Annotated in this window: 11 protein-coding genes, 1 pseudogene and 2 CRISPR repeat arrays; all 12 genes and pseudogenes read left to right on the top strand. The window is 36.8% G+C overall.

Going from position 1 to position 18,124, the window contains the following annotated elements:
- Positions 1-20 precede the first annotated feature (20 nt).
- The 12 genes and pseudogenes from QTA56_RS11040 to hemL all read left to right on the top strand — a co-directional run bounded on the left by QTA56_RS11040 (position 21) and on the right by hemL (position 15,926).
- Positions 21-392, top strand: a complete 372-nt coding sequence (locus QTA56_RS11040) for an Mpo1-like protein (RefSeq protein WP_267981002.1) — start codon at positions 21-23, stop codon at positions 390-392.
- Between the two features lie 109 nt (positions 393-501).
- Positions 502-1,482 (top strand): annotated as a pseudogene (cas1f, locus tag QTA56_RS11035) (type I-F CRISPR-associated endonuclease Cas1f).
- Positions 1,479-4,433: a CRISPR-associated endonuclease Cas3'' gene (locus QTA56_RS11030; RefSeq protein ID WP_267981001.1), complete on the top strand. Its 2,955-nt coding sequence runs from the start codon at positions 1,479-1,481 to the stop codon at positions 4,431-4,433. Before cas1f ends, QTA56_RS11030 begins: the two are co-directional and overlap by 4 nt.
- A gap of 1 nt (position 4,434) precedes the next feature.
- Complete coding sequence (gene cas7fv / locus QTA56_RS11025) at positions 4,435-5,424, top strand: type I-Fv CRISPR-associated protein Cas7fv (protein WP_267981000.1); 990 nt, start codon at positions 4,435-4,437, stop codon at positions 5,422-5,424.
- An 11-nt stretch (positions 5,425-5,435) separates the two neighbouring features.
- Complete coding sequence (gene cas5fv, locus QTA56_RS11020; RefSeq protein ID WP_267980999.1) at positions 5,436-6,449, top strand: type I-Fv CRISPR-associated protein Cas5fv; 1,014 nt, start codon at positions 5,436-5,438, stop codon at positions 6,447-6,449.
- A gap of 11 nt (positions 6,450-6,460) precedes the next feature.
- Complete coding sequence (gene cas6f / locus QTA56_RS11015) at positions 6,461-7,072, top strand: type I-F CRISPR-associated endoribonuclease Cas6/Csy4 (protein WP_267980998.1); 612 nt, start codon at positions 6,461-6,463, stop codon at positions 7,070-7,072.
- A 126-nt stretch (positions 7,073-7,198) separates the two neighbouring features.
- Positions 7,199-8,247: a CRISPR direct-repeat array (repeat unit 28 nt; unit sequence GTTCATGGCGGCATACGCCATTTAGAAA).
- Between the two features lie 120 nt (positions 8,248-8,367).
- Positions 8,368-9,534: a helix-turn-helix transcriptional regulator gene (locus QTA56_RS11010; protein WP_267980997.1), complete on the top strand. Its 1,167-nt coding sequence runs from the start codon at positions 8,368-8,370 to the stop codon at positions 9,532-9,534.
- A 91-nt stretch (positions 9,535-9,625) separates the two neighbouring features.
- A complete protein-coding gene (locus QTA56_RS11005; protein WP_267980996.1) occupies positions 9,626-10,495 on the top strand; it encodes a hypothetical protein in 870 nt (289 codons plus the stop codon).
- 261 nt (positions 10,496-10,756) lie between these two features.
- Positions 10,757-11,704, top strand: coding sequence for a hypothetical protein (locus QTA56_RS11000; RefSeq protein ID WP_267980995.1), 948 nt, complete (start codon positions 10,757-10,759; stop codon positions 11,702-11,704).
- Between the two features lie 191 nt (positions 11,705-11,895).
- A complete protein-coding gene (locus QTA56_RS10995; protein WP_267980994.1) occupies positions 11,896-13,593 on the top strand; it encodes a hypothetical protein in 1,698 nt (565 codons plus the stop codon).
- Positions 13,594-13,929: 336 nt separating this feature from the next.
- Positions 13,930-14,541, top strand: a complete 612-nt coding sequence (gene thiE, locus QTA56_RS10990; RefSeq protein ID WP_267980993.1) for a thiamine phosphate synthase — start codon at positions 13,930-13,932, stop codon at positions 14,539-14,541.
- Positions 14,542-14,624: 83 nt separating this feature from the next.
- Positions 14,625-15,926: a glutamate-1-semialdehyde 2,1-aminomutase gene (gene hemL / locus QTA56_RS10985; RefSeq protein WP_267980992.1), complete on the top strand. Its 1,302-nt coding sequence runs from the start codon at positions 14,625-14,627 to the stop codon at positions 15,924-15,926.
- 234 nt (positions 15,927-16,160) lie between these two features.
- Positions 16,161-17,990: a CRISPR direct-repeat array (repeat unit 28 nt; unit sequence GTTCATGACGGCATACGTCATTTAGAAA).
- Positions 17,991-18,124: the final 134 nt, after the last annotated feature.

Genomic DNA, 18,124 nt, shown 5'->3' with positions numbered 1-18,124 from the left:
ACGATTAGGACGATCATAAAATGAATGCACCAGCAAATATCACTCAGCCAGTGGAATTCGTATTACCCATTAAAAACTATAATGAATTTTATCGCTTTTATTTAACTGAACACCGCAATATCAATAGCCGTCGTTTACATGCGGTTGGTAGTTCTCTCGGTATTTATTTTTGGACGAAAGCTATCCGTCAACGTAAGGCAAAATACTTGGCTTATGGTTTGGTGTCTGGTTATGCCTGTGCGTGGGTGGGGCACTTCTTTCATGAACATAATAAGCCAGCCAGTTTTAAACAACCATTTTACAGCTTTATCTCTGACTGGAGAATGTTGTCTGATATCGTGCGTGGTCGCTTAAGTCTAATTGATCGCCAGTTTGATAAAATTGAGTCTTAATCTTAAAAATACTTATTAAAACGACATCAGGTGTCGCCTAGCTGCTTCGGCAGCTTTTTTATTGCGAACTGTTCAAGTAGTATAAGAAAAAACAAGAGAAATCAAAAGAATGGAACAATTTAACCCATCTGACTTAAAAGCAATATTACATTCTAAACGAGCAAATTTATATTACCTTGAACATTGTCGAGTGATGCAAAAAGATGGGCGAGTTCTATACCTGACCGAAGCCACTTCCCATCAAAAAGCAAGGGAAAATCAATACTGGAATATTCCGATCGCTAACACCACAGTGATTTTATTGGGAACAGGTACATCTATTACTCAAGCGGCAATGCGAATGCTGTGTAGTGCAGGCGTATTGGTCGGCTTTTGTGGTGGTGGCGGAACGCCTTTATTTTCAGGCAGTGAAGTGGAATGGCTGACCCCACAAAGTGAATATCGCCCCACTGAATACATGCAAGGCTGGATGAGTTTCTGGTTTGATGAAGCCAAACGTTTGGAGGTGGCAAAAGCCTTTCAAATCGCCCGTATTGAATTTATCCGTAGGATCTGGGCCAAAGATAAAGACTTAAAAGAGGAGGGTTTTTATCTGGATGATGCGGATATTTAACAAGCTTTAACTGGTTTTGAGAAAAAAATTCCACGTCAAAACAAAGTTGGAGATCTATTGCTTGCCGAAGCCATGACTACTAAACAGCTTTATAAAATTGCGGCGACTCGTTGCAAACTCAGTTTTGAACGTAATCCAGAACAAGGGGATTTAGCCAATGATTTTTTGAATCATGGGAATTATTTGGCTTATGGGCTCAGTGCGACAACGCTTTGGGTCTTAGGTATTAGTCATAGTTTCGCGGTAATGCATGGAAAAACCAGACGTGGAGCTTTAGTCTTTGATGTAGCAGATTTGATTAAAGATGCGGTGGTGTTGCCGTGGGCTTTTATTTGTGCCAAAGAGGGCATGACTGAGCAGGAGTTCCGCCAACAGTTACTTCAAAAATTTACCGAATATCGGTGTCTGGATTGGATGTTTGAACAGGTCAAATTGCAAGCTTGCAGAAACTTTTTAAATCAGGGGGATGAATTATGATTGTCACATTCATTTCCCAATGTGAAAAGAAAGCTTTAGCTCGCACTCGTCGAGTGCTGGATGCCTTTGCTGATCGAATAGGCGATAACACTTGGCAAACAGTGATTACGGAAGAGGGGCTGGTTGCTGTTAAGAAATTGTTGAGAAAAACTGTGACCAAAAATACCGCAGTTTCCTGTCACTGGATACGTTGTCGTCGTAGAAGTGAATTGATGTGGATTGTGGGCAATCGGAATAAATTTAATGAACAGGGTATTGTACCTGTGAATAGTACACAAAAAGAAGTATTTATGGATGTGATGACAATGAAAGCGAAAAAAGACGAGTTTTATGCAAATACTCGATTACAGCCTTTAGCAGAGCATTCATTTGCAATTGGTTATTTAGCACAGCAACTGTTTAAAAAAATTGTTGATAATGATGAATATGAAAATCTATCTAAAGTAGCATTTTTAGCAGGTTGCTTACATGATCTTGGTAAATTAGATCCTCATTTTCAGGATTGGGTGAAAAAAGGTAAGCAAAAAGATCCTGAGGAAGATGGTCAGCATATTGATGTGAAATTCACTTTTGATAAGCATCCTCGCCATAATGAAATTTCATTATTAATATTTAATTTATTAGAGTCGCAATGTAAGAATTTAAATAATCGTCAGAAAGAAAGCATTCAACATGTTTTGTATTGGCATCACGCCAAGCCCTATCGTCAAAATGATGACTTTACAAGTAGTTATAAAGCCTATGAATATTTAATTAAAAATATTAGTGCTGAAAAATTTTCGATTTTAGTTATAAATAGTACAAATGTTATTAAACGTATAAATGGAATCGCTAAACATTTTGATGCGATTGAGTTGATTGAACAAAATTTGCCTTGGAATGAAGAAAACTTAAACACATTGATTGAAAATTTTGAATATAGTTTTAAAAGTCGGAATTTTCCTGAGTTTAAATCTTATGCAAGTACAGATTCGATAGATGTGCTGACTGGAAAAATTCAAATAAATGCACAGCATAACTTATTAAGAGCATGCGTGATTAGTGCTGACCGCATTGTATCAAAACAAACCGCCCAAGATTTAATGGATTATATTGCTGAAAAACGGTTAGATGAATTGTTAGATGATCAAGAAATTTTATCGAATTTAGCAGAACATTTAAAAAATGTAGAGTACAAATTTCCTGATAGTGAAAGAACACAAAAGCAAAATCAAGTTGCACAAGAGCTTGCAGATTTACGAGATATAGCTGTGCTTGCTGGTCCTGCGGGTTGTGGCAAAACTAAAATTGCTTTGGAATGGGCAAGACTTAAAGATGCTAAGAAAATTATTTGGGTTTGCCCACGTGTGCAAGTCTGCCAAGGGATTTTTGAGGAATTAACACAGGATTATTTACCTGATGCAAAAGTTGAGATTTTGACAGGTGAATTTAAATATATCAATGAAGGTGGCAAAATTAAAAATGAGCCAGAACCTTTTTCTGGTGATGTCGTTGTCACCACAATTGACCAAATTCTAGGTTCAATTGTTACTCATACCAATGTGAATAGTTTATTGCCTTTTATAGATGCGTATGTGGTATTTGATGAGTATCATGAATATATCGGCATGGAGATTTTTAATCTTTTATTTGCAGAACTCATCACCAATAAGAATATGCGTAAACGCTGTGAGAAAAATACTTTGTTGGTTTCGGCAACGCCACATTACTATTATTTGGAAAATATTTTAAATGTACATAAAGATGATGTTATTGAAATGTCATCTTTTAACCAAAGCCAATACCAAATTGATTTTGTTGATTATGATGAATCTGTTATTGAGGGAAATCCATTTTATAAAACTTACTCAGATCAAACTTTTATTATTTCCAATACAGCACAAACGGCACAACTTGGTTTTATTTATCAAAAAAATCAAGAGAATAGTGTCTTATTCCACTCCAAATATAAACGAAGTGATAAAAAGATATGGTTTGATGAAGTGTTTGATTCATTTAAAAAAGATGGCTCACAAAAATATGATGTATTAAGAAGTGGTCCGATTGTACAAGCATCATTAAATATTACAAGTAAACATATGTTAAGTGAAATGACTTCACCTGAAAATATGTTACAGCGCATGGGGCGTTTAGATCGCTTTGGTGAAAGTAGAGATGTTAATATTTTACAGATTGCGATTACTGAAAATGTGAAAAATGGTAGTTGCAAAGGTTCATTGGCTTATTTTTTAAATCAATTAAATAGTTTGCAAACAACTAAAGCGTGGTATGACTTTTTACAAGATCGTTTGAATGGAAAAGTATTTAAGATTGCTGAGTTATATAAGCTTTATAGTGAATTTTATAAACAACAAATGCAGTTAGGTGATAGGTCTGCTGTTATGCAAGATATGAACAAGGCATTAAAGAAAAGCATTGATCTAATGAATAAAAAGGTGACTGAACCGACCAAAGTGATAAAACCTAAAATGGCTGAAAGAAAATCAAAGATCAGTAAAAATTCATTACGAGGTGATAGTCGCTTTGTGCAATTGGCGGTTTTAAATTTGAATGATTTTAAACAGCCGATTTTTGAAAATAGATATGCTTATACACCACCTTTGGATGATACTACTGAATATGATAATCTGACAGAATCATTGAATATTATCAAAGATTTAGGTTTGATTAACTTTATTGCACAAAAGCACGGCAATGTTGATTCGACGCATCCTGTCAAAGGGATTCCTGAGAAAAAACAGCAAGCTCGTTGTGCAGTATTAGAAAGCTATGCAAGAGACGCAGATTTTCCTTTATATCTAAGCTATATCGAAGATGATCTCAATAAAGTAGGGGGGACAGGAGTTCGACATTCTGAAGCAATTTATTATGCAATAACAGATCAACAGCCAATAGGCTCTATTTCATTAGATAAACTAAAATTTTTAACAACAACACACGAGGAAAAATAGTATGGCTAAAGTAAATGGCGTAAAAAGCGTGGACTTTAAAATTACAGCATATGGTTATGGGGTAGTAAATTGGAATGGTCCAACATCATTGATGGGACATGATGGTAAGACTGTTGATAATCATACTTTACCTAAGTTACGTGGATTTAGTAACTTATCAGGCAAGATCAAAGAAGAAACAGGCTATAAATATCGTAAAGAAGCATCGGATATTAATTTTGATGAAACACCGTTATATATCAGCCAAAATTGTATACGTCATCATTTATTTCGTGACCAGTCATTTGATTTACATTATGCTAAAGATAAAAATTTGATTGATGTTTTAGCATCAGTTACAGGTTTAATTCGTGGTTATGTTGTACCTTCAAGCCAATGTAAACGTACAAGTCCATTGTTGATTACAGATTTTATTGATCAATTAGGGAATGGTAACTTTGAACAGCTTTCTAATGCGAGTTCAAGTGAGGAAATTACACAAGCAGATGGTACAAAAACATATAAGCGGGGTGAAAATTCAATTTTCTCTAAAACAACTTTTGGTGATACTGAATATGAAGCTTATGGTTCAATTAGTATTGAACAATTGCAATTTATTTCACTCGATAAAAAATTTGATCGTGCATCCATGCTCATTAAAGAAGGTGAAGGTGAGAAAATTGCTGAAACCGTACAAAAATTTATTAAAAGTTTAGATCCATCAAAAGAACCAAAAGCTGTTTTCCATAAAAATTATGTGCGTAAAGGTACGATTTTTAATGAGGGCGAAGTTGGAATTCTATTAGATAATACTGCGATTGATATTCTTGTCAATGAAACTTTAAACATGCTTCAAGAATTGGTGATTAAACAAGCCAAGGGTTATATGTGTGTTGATGCTTTAGAGGTGGATTATAACGATAGCAATAAAATGATGCGGATTAAACGTCATCCCGATCAAGCAAACTCTGAACCTCAATCGGATTATGCGGTTTATTTTGAAGCGCAATAATGAGGTGAGTGATGCAGATTATTATTGAATATGATTCCTCTTGGCGTAACTCTTTTTTGGATGGGTCAAATAATGAACCATTACCGAAAGGTGGGCGTAATTTCATCGCATCAATGACTACATTGAAACAAGCAGGAAATTATAAAAAGCGTGATGTGACTAAAGATACTGTTATGGGGATTTTAAACCGATTAATTGGTGAACAACGAAAGCTTTATCAAGCTCGTCAAGATAAAGAATACTACTTTTCTGAGATCGAAAAAATTCTGCAAGATGAAGATATCATAGATAAATCAATGATCAGTAATGAAATGGTCTATATCCGAAATGTTTCGGGTAGCACAGATCAAAACTCATTTACAGGCATGATTAAGGCGAATGATCCTGCCTTTAAGTCGGAATATTCTTCTGAATTATGGGGCATTCTTTGGTTAGACTTGGATACTGTAGTTCAGTTTATTTTGGATGAAAAATATCAGATTAAAATTGATATTGAACTTGATCCAATTACAGTTTGTAGCCAGATTGAGTTACTGAATGCTGAAAAAGCAATTGATATCATTGATTCAATAAAAGATGCTTTAGATATTTTACAAAGTAAATTTGATGATGTGAATTATTTAAATGCTAAAGAGCAATTACCTTTAATGAGCTTGTATGCTTCTGCTTTATATCTACAAATTGAAAGATTATCTAAAAAGTATGATCTCACGAATGCATTAACGAAAAGTGGTGGATTAAGTGGTATTTCAAAGCGTGGGTTTACCAAAAAAGATTTTATGGATCGTTATACTACAGGTAGTAAAAAGTTAATTTGGGGCAATCCTTTTTTACTTAAAGAGAAGAAAAAGGGTGAAGGAGAAGTAATTTCAATTTTAAGTAAGGCGAGCGGTGAACTCACTATCAATCTTAATATTTCTAAAGATCAGGCACGTGATTTGGAAGAAAAGATTGAAAATGCTGGAGTATCCTCTTTTTACTTAGGAAAGAAAGGACTTGCATATGTCACAGATATTCGTATTTAGGGAAAGTGTGTATGAACTATTATATTGAATTAACTTTAATGGATAGCCCTGATTTTTCTCTATATGAATTATGGTCAAAAGTTTATACCCAGCTCCATATTGCTTTTGTTGAACATATTGATGAACAGGAAAAGATACCGTTTGGTGTATCTTTTCCGCAGTATCGTATTAATCAGCAAAAGAAACTTGGATTTTTGGGTACAAAAATCCGTATCTTTGCCAATACTGAAAACGAGCTACAGCAGCTTAATTTAGACAAATGGCTAGAACGATTGATTGATTATGTGCATATCACAAAACCTCGTGACGTACCTCAAGCAAAGATTACTGGACATGCTAATTATTTCCGAGTTAATCCAAAAATGAATTTACAAGAGCGTATTGCGCATCAGGCACAACGTCGCAATATCTCTTTGGATGAAGCGAAACAACATTTTAAGGAATATGTTGAACAACCTGTGATTGAGCCTTATACAAGTTTAAAAAGCTTAAGTGCCAAACGTGAGGAAAACATAGATCGGTTTTATCGGCTATACATTGGTAAATTTGTTGCTGACGAAGCAAAAGATGGAGAATTTGGAACCTATGGGCTAAGTCGAACGACAACAGTGCCAGAGTTTTAACCCAATATTTTTTCTATTCTTTAACAGCTTAATAAAATCAATAAGTTACAATAAGACATTTTTTGATTGGGTAAATTGCTAAAATCCATGATAAATGTTTGTTGTAACTTGTTTTTTTACTTTATTATTACTGACGGCATACGTCATTTAGAAAAAATACTTGTGGTAAATCTGTATCATCTTCCCGTTCATGGCGGCATACGCCATTTAGAAAAGCAACAAGACCAGCACCAGGAGAGCGAGCATGTTCATGGCGGCATACGCCATTTAGAAATTCAGCTTCAAGACGTTTATAAAACTGAAATAGTTCATGGCGGCATACGCCATTTAGAAATTGGAAAAGCCACAGGCCTGTAAATCATTGATGTTCATGGCGGCATACGCCATTTAGAAACATCGTTTTGAACGTCCTAGACGTATCCGTTTGTTCATGGCGGCATACGCCATTTAGAAAGATAGATCAGGCAAAGGTGGAATATAGCAAAAGTTCATGGCGGCATACGCCATTTAGAAATTTGAAATGGGCAATATTTTCCAAATGTAATAGTTCATGGCGGCATATGCCATTTAGAAAACCACGCGCTGATATTCAACAGACACAACCACAGTTCATGGCGGCATACGCCATTTAGAAAGTATTGGCCCTCGATTGCATCTTTAATACCGTGTTCATGGCGGCATACGCCATTTAGAAACTGAAGAACAAAAACAAAAACAACAGCAACATGTTCATGGCGGCATACGCCATTTAGAAAATAGGTGTTTTAACTGCAACCGACCTTGCCAGGTTCATGGCGGCATACGCCATTTAGAAAACCAACCCAACAGGGTTGTGAAAACGGGGCTAGTTCATGGCGGCATACGCCATTTAGAAAAATGTGAAGATAGCGGAATCATGTGGAAAACTGTTCATGGCGGCATACGCCATTTAGAAAATCAGGCGTGATCTAGGCGCATACCAGCTAGTGTTCATGGCGGCATACGTCATTTAGAAAAGTTTAATTGTGCGGATTGAGGATGCACGGAAGTTCATGACGGCACACGTCATTTAGAAATCATGCCAATCACACATGACTTTAGCCCATTCGTTCATGACGGCACACGTCATTTAGAAACCCAACTCACTGACAATCTCATCCACTGGCTTGTTCATGACGGCATACGTTATTTAAAAATTACAAACTCTGACTATAAGCGGCAATTATTTACTATTTTTATCCATTAAAAGATACTGATCTCTCTACAAATAAATTTTGCTATATTTTAAATATAATTGCCTTAACTAGGTCCTGTTTATGAATCCTTATAATATGTACTACGATGAGCTTGTAGAGCTTATTTATAAAATCCCTTTAGGCACACAGGGATGGAATAAATTTGCAACACGACTAAATCAAGTTCTTAATCTTTCCTTAGTACATATTTTGGCACTGGACTTTCAAAAACAGGCATTTTCATTTAGTCACAGTGTGGGTGTAATCACAGAAGAAGAAATCGCAAGTACAGAAGTTAAATACTTACATTATTCAGTTGAAGATGATCCACGTTGGGGAGAGTTTCTAAGGCCTGAACGTCAGGGCTGGTATCAGTGCCATCATACCGTATCAGATGAGTTTGTTGCTCACTCCGCGCTTTACCAAAATATTTTATTGCCCATACAGGTGCGTTACACCGCAGCGCATGAATTAATTTTAGATGATAAATTATGTGTCCTTTTAGGTGTGTTTACTTCAATAGAAAGGCAACCGCTTAAGAAAGAAGATTTGGATTTTCTGGATCAATTGATTGTACACCTAAAGCGTGTTGTGGCGATTCAACGGCATATCTATGAGTTTTCAACCAAAGCGATTATGGGTTATGCCTTAATTGATAAATTATCTCAGCCGATTATGCTCTTAAATCTTGCGGGGCAGGTCTCTCACTTAAACATGGCAGCTAAACAGTTATTTGATAAAAATACAATTCTTAAAATTGAAGACAATAAGTTTATTTTACCAGAACCCTATCAATCCCAATTGATGGAGAATTTAAAACATATTGAATATCTATTTAAATCCAGACAATTATTATCTGAGCAGATACTGGATGATGGCTGTATTAAAATCATTGATGAAAATGATGAGATCTTATATATCTTTGCCACGCTACTCATTTCTGAACAGGAAATGAAAGCTTTTGGTATCCGTCCCTCAGTCATGCTGACATTTTATCATCCAGGTTATTCATCTACTGTTGATGCGCATTTATTACATGCTGCATTTAATTTGTCACCTGCCGAGGCAAAAGTTGCCTTGTCTTTATTAGAGGGTGATCTACCAAAGGAAATAGCACAAAAGCATCAGGTTCATTTAGATACAGTCAGAAAACAGCTTCACTCCATTTTTAAAAAAACTTCAACCAGTCGTCAGGCTGAGTTGGTTAAGCTGCTGTTGAATCTTCCACGTTATAACCTAAATATATAAAAAATCCTTTTGTCTATTCCTCATTTGAGGAATAGACAAAACAGCATTTTTCTCTAAAACTAGCAGTAAAACTCAATAAAGAGAAATTAGGATGAAATATACAATTTTAAGTATTTTAGTTGGCAGTCTACTATTGGCTGGATGTGGTGGTTCTGACAATAATAGTAATAGTTCACCAAAAGGTAATGGTGGAGAGGGCACACCAAGTACCCCAAAGGAAACCGTTAACTGGAATGATCAAGAGACTGTAAATGGGCTAGTGGGTTCAGCGGTTAGTGTACTCATGCCAATGGGTTTTACAGATGGTTTAATTACTGGAACTGATGACGCTTTTGATAATGACAATGTTCAGTGTAAAAGTGGAACAATCACGAAAACAGCCAACAAAATTACTTTTAATGATTGTAAGGGCTTATTTGGGGATGATGTTACTGTCTCTGGTACTGTAAATAAGACAGCAACTGGAAATAAATATACATATCAATATGATAAATTAATTATTGATGATGGTGAGAAAAGTACCATTAATGGAATCGTTACTGCGGAAGGTGATGATTTTAATTCAACTGTAACAATCAATAATTTTAAAGTGAGCTCTATAGAAATAGATGAGAAGAAACAAAAAAGAACGGTTGAATACCTACTCAATAATTACAAATTTGAGAGTAAAGATATGGGGAATGACGCGTTCTCTATCAAGATGAGTGGTGAGTCGAGTTCAACAGGAAGTGAAGTTGGAGATTACGGTATTAAATTTAATACTGAGCAGCCATTCCTCTTTAAAAATGAAGATTCCAATGCTTATAATGGTCTGTTAAAAGTAAGCAGTATGAGCAATCCTCAAAACTATGCCACAGTGTCTGCAAATGCGGATGAAACGAATGTGATTTATCAGTCATTTAGTAATAACAAACTGTTTATTAATAAAACGATTACTTGGGAGGAATTATTGGATTATTGATAATTTGCGGATTATTCGTGTAATAAACTAAAACAACAGCTTTTCACCTCAATGCCACACCTCCAGTGTGGCTTTTCTATTTTTAAAATAAAAATCAACTATTTAAAAATGTTGAATATGAATTTTTCAATAAAGTCCATTCCTCATTTGAGGAATGTTTTGTTTAGTATAAATAAAATATGATTGATATGTTTTTGTATTTAGCGATTGCGCTAGTTTTCGCCTATCAAAATGGCGTGCTTTTAAAGGGGAAGTTTTGGTATGAATAAATATGTGTTGGCCTGTGGCATTTGTCTGGTTTCCACAGCCACTATGGCAGAATTGAATGTAAATGTAACACGTCAGGAAAATAGTCAGGTCACTACGGCACCAGTCATTGCTCAGGAACAAAATACTGCCACGAATGTGACAACAGCGGCAGCTACAGACACTGTCCAAACGACTACGCTTGAACAAGGATTTAGTTCACCTGTTGTGGCAGAACCTGTGATTCAACCAGCTTCAAAACTAGAAACTGGTGAGGAAAACCTAACCAAACGGATTTTAGGTTTGAACTATACCCATGACAGTAAACCATTTATTGCATTTGCCGAGGCTGGAATTTTTGGATTTGGCGGTGGTGTGGGCTTCTCAGTCAATCCTTATATTGACCTGACAGCAGGCTTTAATAAAGGATCGTGGAAAGATGTTGAGTTTGCATCTTTTGAACTGATGGATGGAACAAAATATAAAATGGATATTGATACAGACGTTAAATCGTTTTATGCCAATATCCGTCCATTTGCAGGTAAATTCCATGTAACGCTTGGCATGGTGAATCAGGATAATAAAATCAAAGGCTCGCTTGAACCAAATGAAGACAATGCCTTGTTTGGAACGGCTGAATATGTTTTTGATGATGCAACCTTTGATGCGAATAAAGTCGGTAAAGTTTATGGTAGCCTCCATTATGAAAAGAAAACCATGCCATATATTGGCATTGGCTGGAGTCCAGCATTAACGAGCCGTTTTGGATTAACCACCCAGATTGGTGCGTTATATGCAGGCAAGCCAACCATCGAGTTGTATCCTGAAAATGGCAATCTGGCTGTTCAGGATAAAGACCATACCACTACGCTAGGCGCTGCGTTGGAAGCAGAAAAAGAATCATTTAAATCGAATCTTGAATGGTTTCCAGTGGCGAAGTTGGGTCTTTGGCTTCGTTTTTAATTGATTTTAACTGTTTAGTTTTTGCCGCATCTCCAGTGCGGCTTTTTTTTATTTTATTATAATAAAATTCAAGTATTTCATTCTGTTAAGCATAAAAATACTTAAAATTCTATTCCTTGTTTATGGAATAGACAGCGCTGAGTTTTTCTTGAACACTACTAAAGAATATTTATATGTGTAAGGGGATTGTGATGAAGTATCCAGTTTTAAGTGTGTTATTTCTAAGTATGTTGGCTGTATCAGGATGCCATAAAAAAAATAAGAAAAGTCTAAGCCCACCGTCTAATAGCCAAATTAATGAGCAAGGTTCACAGACACCTACACAGCCAAATAATACAAATCAAAATCCAACTTCAACAGCGACTTTTGATTTAAAGCTGACGCTTGCGGATGATCAATATATCGCAAAACTTAAAGCATTGGACGATGGTTTTGCTTTCGTGGGTGGCAAGGTTTTAGGTGGTTCATTGAATGGTGTGAATTGGTATGCACAAAGAGCAGATGACCATTATTATGATGTAGATGGTGAAAATTTAAAATATTCCGCTTCACACTTAGAATGTCCTCGTTCTGATATGACAATTACTGTAGACGGTGGGAAAACATGGACGGAAGCAGAAAAAGATAAAACGGCTAATTGTGGAATTGAAGATCTATTCATTCGTATGAAATATTCTGAAGGAGTATGGTTAAGAAGTGTATCCCAGCGGGGAGATTATACTAATCGATCAACTGATGGTATTAAGTATGAGCGTATTTATTCTCTAAATAATAAAAAAGAGATTGATTTGCCAAGTACTAATTTTGGTTCAAAATTATCAGGTAGAACTAAAGGAAATATACTGATTTTTAATGAACATGATAATGATTATGCTATGGGCTGTTCAACTATAATGGGGATGCCACCATTTGACATAAAATCTTGGAAAATTATAGGTAAATATAAAGTTAACAATCTACCTACTGAAAAAAGCCGATATATTGACTCATTATGTCCTACTTATAAAAATGAAGTGGTATGGTCTCCAAATAAACCATATATTCGCTATAGTACCAACGATGTCGATATGGAAAGTTATATCACAGCTCCAGCAAATTCAGATGCCGCTGACTGGCAATGGACTTATCATGCTTATCCTAAAACGAAGAGAAATGCAAATCAAACAGTGTATGTTTCTGATATGTTTTGGGCGGGGGATTCTTTAGTTTTACTTGCACAGGATGGTATTTATATTTCTCAGGATAATGGAGAGACATGGGCGATTAGTTATGAGTATAGTGTAAACGATACAGTAATGACCTATGGCGCCTGGAATCCTAAAACAGGTATTGTTGCATTAGCAAGTTATAAAAAAATCTATACAGTAAATTTAAAAGATTTAAAAAATGCAGGTAAAAGTAGTTTAGATTTTACTGGCACTGGCACTGGCACTGGCACTGGCACTGGCACTATGATTACAAATAGTGTTTCAGCTGAGGGTGATGATCGTATAGAAACATATTCAGCTCCAGCTTCGCTTTATCCTTCTAATGGTGGGTTATATGATAATACATCTATTGCATGTGCTGTGAGTTATACTGGATTTGCTGAGAAAAACTTCCAACCGTTTAAAATGTATGATCCTTTAGCAGTATCGGGTGAGACAGCTAAAGAAGCTGCTTGTCGTAGAGTAAATACAACATGGCAAGATTATTTAAGTTCTAATAATAGGTTAATTGCTTTCTGTAGTCCTTTACCATACAAAGATATTTCAGTAGCAATTACTTATAAAAGTAGTAGCATACAGTATAAAACTACATATTCAGATCAAAACCCAATAGTTTGGGATAAAGTTAAAAATGTAGTTTCACAAAGCTATCAAGCAGATGTTGATCTTTGTAATAAGTGATTTGAATTAAAATTTTCTGCCGCATCTCTAATAGTGCGGCTTTTTTTTTATTCTATTAGAGGAAAAATAAAGTATTTCATATTGTTAAGCATAAAAATATCTAAAAGTCTATTCCTTGTTTACGGAATAGACAGGCTGTTTAAAGTGAATCATAATCCGATGAAATGAGAGAAGCAGTAGACTGTGCTTGAATCAAGGTAATGCAAAAGATAAGAAGAAAAGCGATTTTGATTGATATTGTAGCAAAAAATAGAATGATAAAATAATCGGTATAGATTCTGAATGCGATATTGACTAAAGTATGAATGAAAAATTATATGTTGAACTGAGTAATTTATGCACGGTCTATACCTCATTACCAATGATGATCCAATCCAATTATTACTAGAAAAACTACAGGTTGCATTGGCAACAGGACATATTGCCATTTTGCAGTATCGTCGTAAAAAAATCGCAAAAGCCGATCAGCCGCTTGAAGTGGAGCAGATTAAGATCCTGTGTGAAAAATATCAGGTTCCATTTGTGATTAATGATGATTTATCGCTGGCAGAACAATTTGGTCTAGGTGTTCATCTCGGACAATCAGATGGTGAAATCACCGATGCAATTCAACGTCTGCCTCAAGGCGTGATTATTGGCCGTACCTGCCTCAACTCATTGGAACTTGCTGAAAAAGCGATTGCCGAGGGTGCGAGCTATGTTGCTTTTGGAGCTATATATGCAACCTCAACCAAGCCAGAAGCGGGAAATGTTGGGATTGAAGTTATTCAACAGGCAAGACAAAAATTTGATGTGCCTATTTGTGCAATTGGTGGCCTGACCGTTGAGAACTCCCAGACGGTGATTGATGTTGGGGCAAGCCTTTGTGCGGTGATTAGTGATATATTAGGACGGACAACAGCTGAAATTCCTGTCCGTGTAAATGCATGGGCAAAATTATTTGCATAATTTCTTTTATTCGTTTTACGGGAGCTGAGATGTTCTTCGGAACTTTATTGCTCCCCATGTTTTCGATTTAGGTTGAGCATTTTATGAGTTTATCTCCAAAGCAAGAACAGCTATTTAAACAGGCAAATAAACATATTCCAGGTGGGGTCAATTCACCTGTACGTGCATTTAACGGTGTTGGTGGTACGCCAGTCTTTATTGAAAAGGCAAAAGGGGCATACCTGTGGGATGTGGATGGCAAGCGTTATGTCGATTATGTTGGTTCATGGGGGCCGATGATTCTGGGTCATGCCCATCCTGATATCATTCAGGCGGTACAAACTGCGGCTGAGGATGGTTTAAGCTTTGGTGCACCAACGGTACATGAAACCACTCTGGCAGATACGATCTGCGAGATTATGCCGTCAATTGAACTGGTTCGTATGACCAGTTCAGGTACCGAAGCAACCATGACTGCAATTCGTCTGGCACGTGGTTATACAGGTCGCGACAAGATTGTAAAATTTGAAGGTTGCTATCATGGTCATTCAGATTCATTGCTGGTTAAAGCGGGTTCTGGTTTACTGACTTTAGGAGAGGGCGAACCTACTTCAAAAGGTGTGCCTGCTGATTTCGCCAAGCATACTTTAACACTGCCATATAACGATATTGAGGCCTTGCAAGAATGTTTTGCCAAGTTTGGTCATGAGATTGCTGGGGTAATTATTGAACCAGTGGCAGGTAACATGAATCTGGTCACACCGATTGATGGTTTCCTACAGGCCATTCGTGATGTCTGTGATGAATACAAATCCGTATTTATTATTGATGAAGTCATGACAGGTTTCCGTGTTGCTCTAGGCGGGGCACACACCTTATATAATGTGAAGCCTGATCTGGTGACACTCGGTAAGATTATTGGTGCGGGCCTGCCTGTGGGTGCATTTGGTGGTAAACGCGAAATCATGGAATGTATCGCACCTTTGGGTGGAGTCTATCAGGCGGGCACATTGTCAGGTAATCCATTGGCAATGCGTGCGGGGATTGCCATGTTCAAGCATTTACGTGAGCCAAACTTCTATACAGGACTGGCTGCACAGTTAGAAAAATTGCTTGCAGGATTACAGATGGCAGCAGATGAGGCAGGAATTCCATTCAAAACCCAGCAGGTGGGTGGTATGTTCGGCCTTTATTTTACAGATCAAGATGACATTACCAGTTTTGACTCCATGTTGGCCTGTGATGTTGAAGCCTTTAAAAAATTCTTTCACGGTATGTTAAAGCGTGGTGTGTACCTTGCACCGTCCGCTTTTGAGGCAGGTTTTATTTCTTCTGTCCATTCGGATCAGGATATTGCTGATACTATTCAGGCAGCGAAAGAAACGTTTGCCGAGATGAAAGGCTAAAACGATATAGCAAGCATATTTGTCAGATATGCTTGCTTTTTTCAGTATTTTTTAGCAAGTACACGACCTCAGTCCTGACCTCTAATATCTTTATTCAGTTTATTTACCCTATTTTTTATGGATACTTAAATAGTTTAATAAAATCAAAAGGTTGGAATAGGTTGTTTTTTGATTGGGTAAATTGGAAAAATTATAGTAAGTCTTTGTTATAACTTTCTTTTTACCTTTATTTGATTTCATGACGGCATACGTCATTTAGAAAAAGCATGTGAGTTGCCGCCAGTCGCATACATTGTTCATGACGGCATACGTCATTTAGAAACATTGGACATGGGGGTAGAGATTCGTGATGATGTTCATGACGGCATACGTCATTTAGAAAGTCAAAGTGGCTTGGTTCATTTCCTTACAAATGTTCATGACGGCATACGTCATTTAGAAATATCTGGTGTTAATTTTCACACAACCCAAGAAGTTCATAACGGCATACGTCATTTAGAAATTGTGGTTAAAGTCACCATTCACGATTCTAGAGTTCATGACGGCATACGTCATTTAGAAAGAATGGTGGATCAAGAAACGTAATTGAAGCAGGTTCATGACGGCATACGTCATTTAGAAAGCCAAGGGCAGGACGATGAATGGTTTGATCGCGTTCATGACGGCATACGTCATTTAGAAAGTTGATTGGATTCAACCAATTGTTAAATGTGTGTTCATGACGGCATACGTCATTTAGAAAAGCACTGTCACGCAAGTTACCGCGTGGCCCTAGTTCATGACGGCATACGTCATTTAGAAAATTCCCCGAAATCGAATACATGCCAGAACCCGGTTCATGACGGCATACGTCATTTAGAAAAGGCAATGCTACAACGTGCCAAAGCGCTCAACGTTCATGACGGCATACGTCATTTAGAAAACCCACATTTTGCTCAATCAAGGGTAAAAATCGTTCATGACGGCATACGTCATTTAGAAATTTAAAAGATGGTCGGTTTAGTTACTACCTGAGTTCATGACGGCATACGTCATTTAGAAAATTGATCGTGACCGCTCACAATGCAATAATGATGTTCATGACGGCATACGTCATTTAGAAAACGCCCTGAATATTCCACTCTTACCGCATCGTGTTCATGACGGCATACGTCATTTAGAAATGAGAATAAGAGACACAGCACTGTGACAACCGGTTCATGACGGCATACGTCATTTAGAAATGAGTTTAATGGAATTTCAGACACCCAGCGCGGTTCATGACGGCATACGTCATTTAGAAAAGCATGTGAATCAGAGAATGATATTGCTGCAAGTTCATGACGGCATACGTCATTTAGAAAGTTCCAAATATCAAAACCATAGTTGTTTGTTGGTTCATGACGGCATACGTCATTTAGAAAATAATTATTTTGCTTTGAAATGCGCTTCATCGTGTTCATGACGGCATACGTCATTTAGAAAATCGAGATTAATGATTGCTTCACCTGTTATGTGTTCATGACGGCATACGTCATTTAGAAAAATTCTGCGAAACAGCAAGCATTTCTTACAGAGTTCATGATGGCATACGTCATTTAGAAATTTACCCGCAACCACTGAGCCAATTAAAAATGGTTCATGACGGCATACGTCATTTAGAAATTTCATTTTTTGAATTGCTTGATAGATAATACGTTCATGACGGCATACGTCATTTAGAAAAGGCAATGCTACAACGTGCCAAAGCGCTCAACGTTCATGACGGCATACGTCATTTAGAAACCAGAATGAATTCTTTCGGGATCACCTTAACCGTTCATGACGGCATACGTCATTTAGAAAAACTTTTAAAGGCCTTGTCTTGTTGTATCCAGGTTCATGACGGCATACGTCATTTAGAAAGTTTGAGTGATATGGCTTATCGGGCAGATTATGTTCATGACGGCATACGTCATTTAGAAATCAGCTATATCTTTCTGCGCCTGTTGTCCGCTGTTCATGACGGCATACGTCATTTAGAAAGTAAACAGCGTTCTTGCTGCTGGTTGATGTTGGTTCATGACGGCATACGTCATTTAAAAAAGTAAAGAAGTTCTATAACGGTTATATTTCAGGTTGGATTCTTAAATGAATAGCAGACAGGCTATAACTGGCAATAAAAAAATAAGCAATTTAGGTAAAATGTGATTGTAATTTGCTGGTAAGCTTTTTATGAT

Origin of the sequence: Acinetobacter thutiue, assembly GCF_030385805.1 — a bacterium.
GTDB classification, from domain to species: Bacteria; Pseudomonadota; Gammaproteobacteria; order Pseudomonadales; family Moraxellaceae; genus Acinetobacter; species Acinetobacter corruptisaponis.
This window is presented reverse-complemented; position numbering and strand designations above follow the sequence as displayed.

Coding starts and splice junctions, on each gene's coding strand:
- QTA56_RS11005 (WP_267980996.1), top strand. CDS start 9,626: ATGAAATATACAATTTTAAGTATTTTAGTTGGCAGTCTACTATTGGCT.
- thiE (WP_267980993.1), top strand. CDS start 13,930: ATGCACGGTCTATACCTCATTACCAATGATGATCCAATCCAATTATTA.
- cas7fv (WP_267981000.1), top strand. CDS start 4,435: ATGGCTAAAGTAAATGGCGTAAAAAGCGTGGACTTTAAAATTACAGCA.
- QTA56_RS11030 (WP_267981001.1), top strand. CDS start 1,479: ATGATTGTCACATTCATTTCCCAATGTGAAAAGAAAGCTTTAGCTCGC.
- cas6f (WP_267980998.1), top strand. CDS start 6,461: ATGAACTATTATATTGAATTAACTTTAATGGATAGCCCTGATTTTTCT.
- cas5fv (WP_267980999.1), top strand. CDS start 5,436: ATGCAGATTATTATTGAATATGATTCCTCTTGGCGTAACTCTTTTTTG.
- QTA56_RS11040 (WP_267981002.1), top strand. CDS start 21: ATGAATGCACCAGCAAATATCACTCAGCCAGTGGAATTCGTATTACCC.
- QTA56_RS10995 (WP_267980994.1), top strand. CDS start 11,896: ATGAAGTATCCAGTTTTAAGTGTGTTATTTCTAAGTATGTTGGCTGTA.
- QTA56_RS11000 (WP_267980995.1), top strand. CDS start 10,757: ATGAATAAATATGTGTTGGCCTGTGGCATTTGTCTGGTTTCCACAGCC.
- QTA56_RS11010 (WP_267980997.1), top strand. CDS start 8,368: ATGAATCCTTATAATATGTACTACGATGAGCTTGTAGAGCTTATTTAT.
- hemL (WP_267980992.1), top strand. CDS start 14,625: ATGAGTTTATCTCCAAAGCAAGAACAGCTATTTAAACAGGCAAATAAA.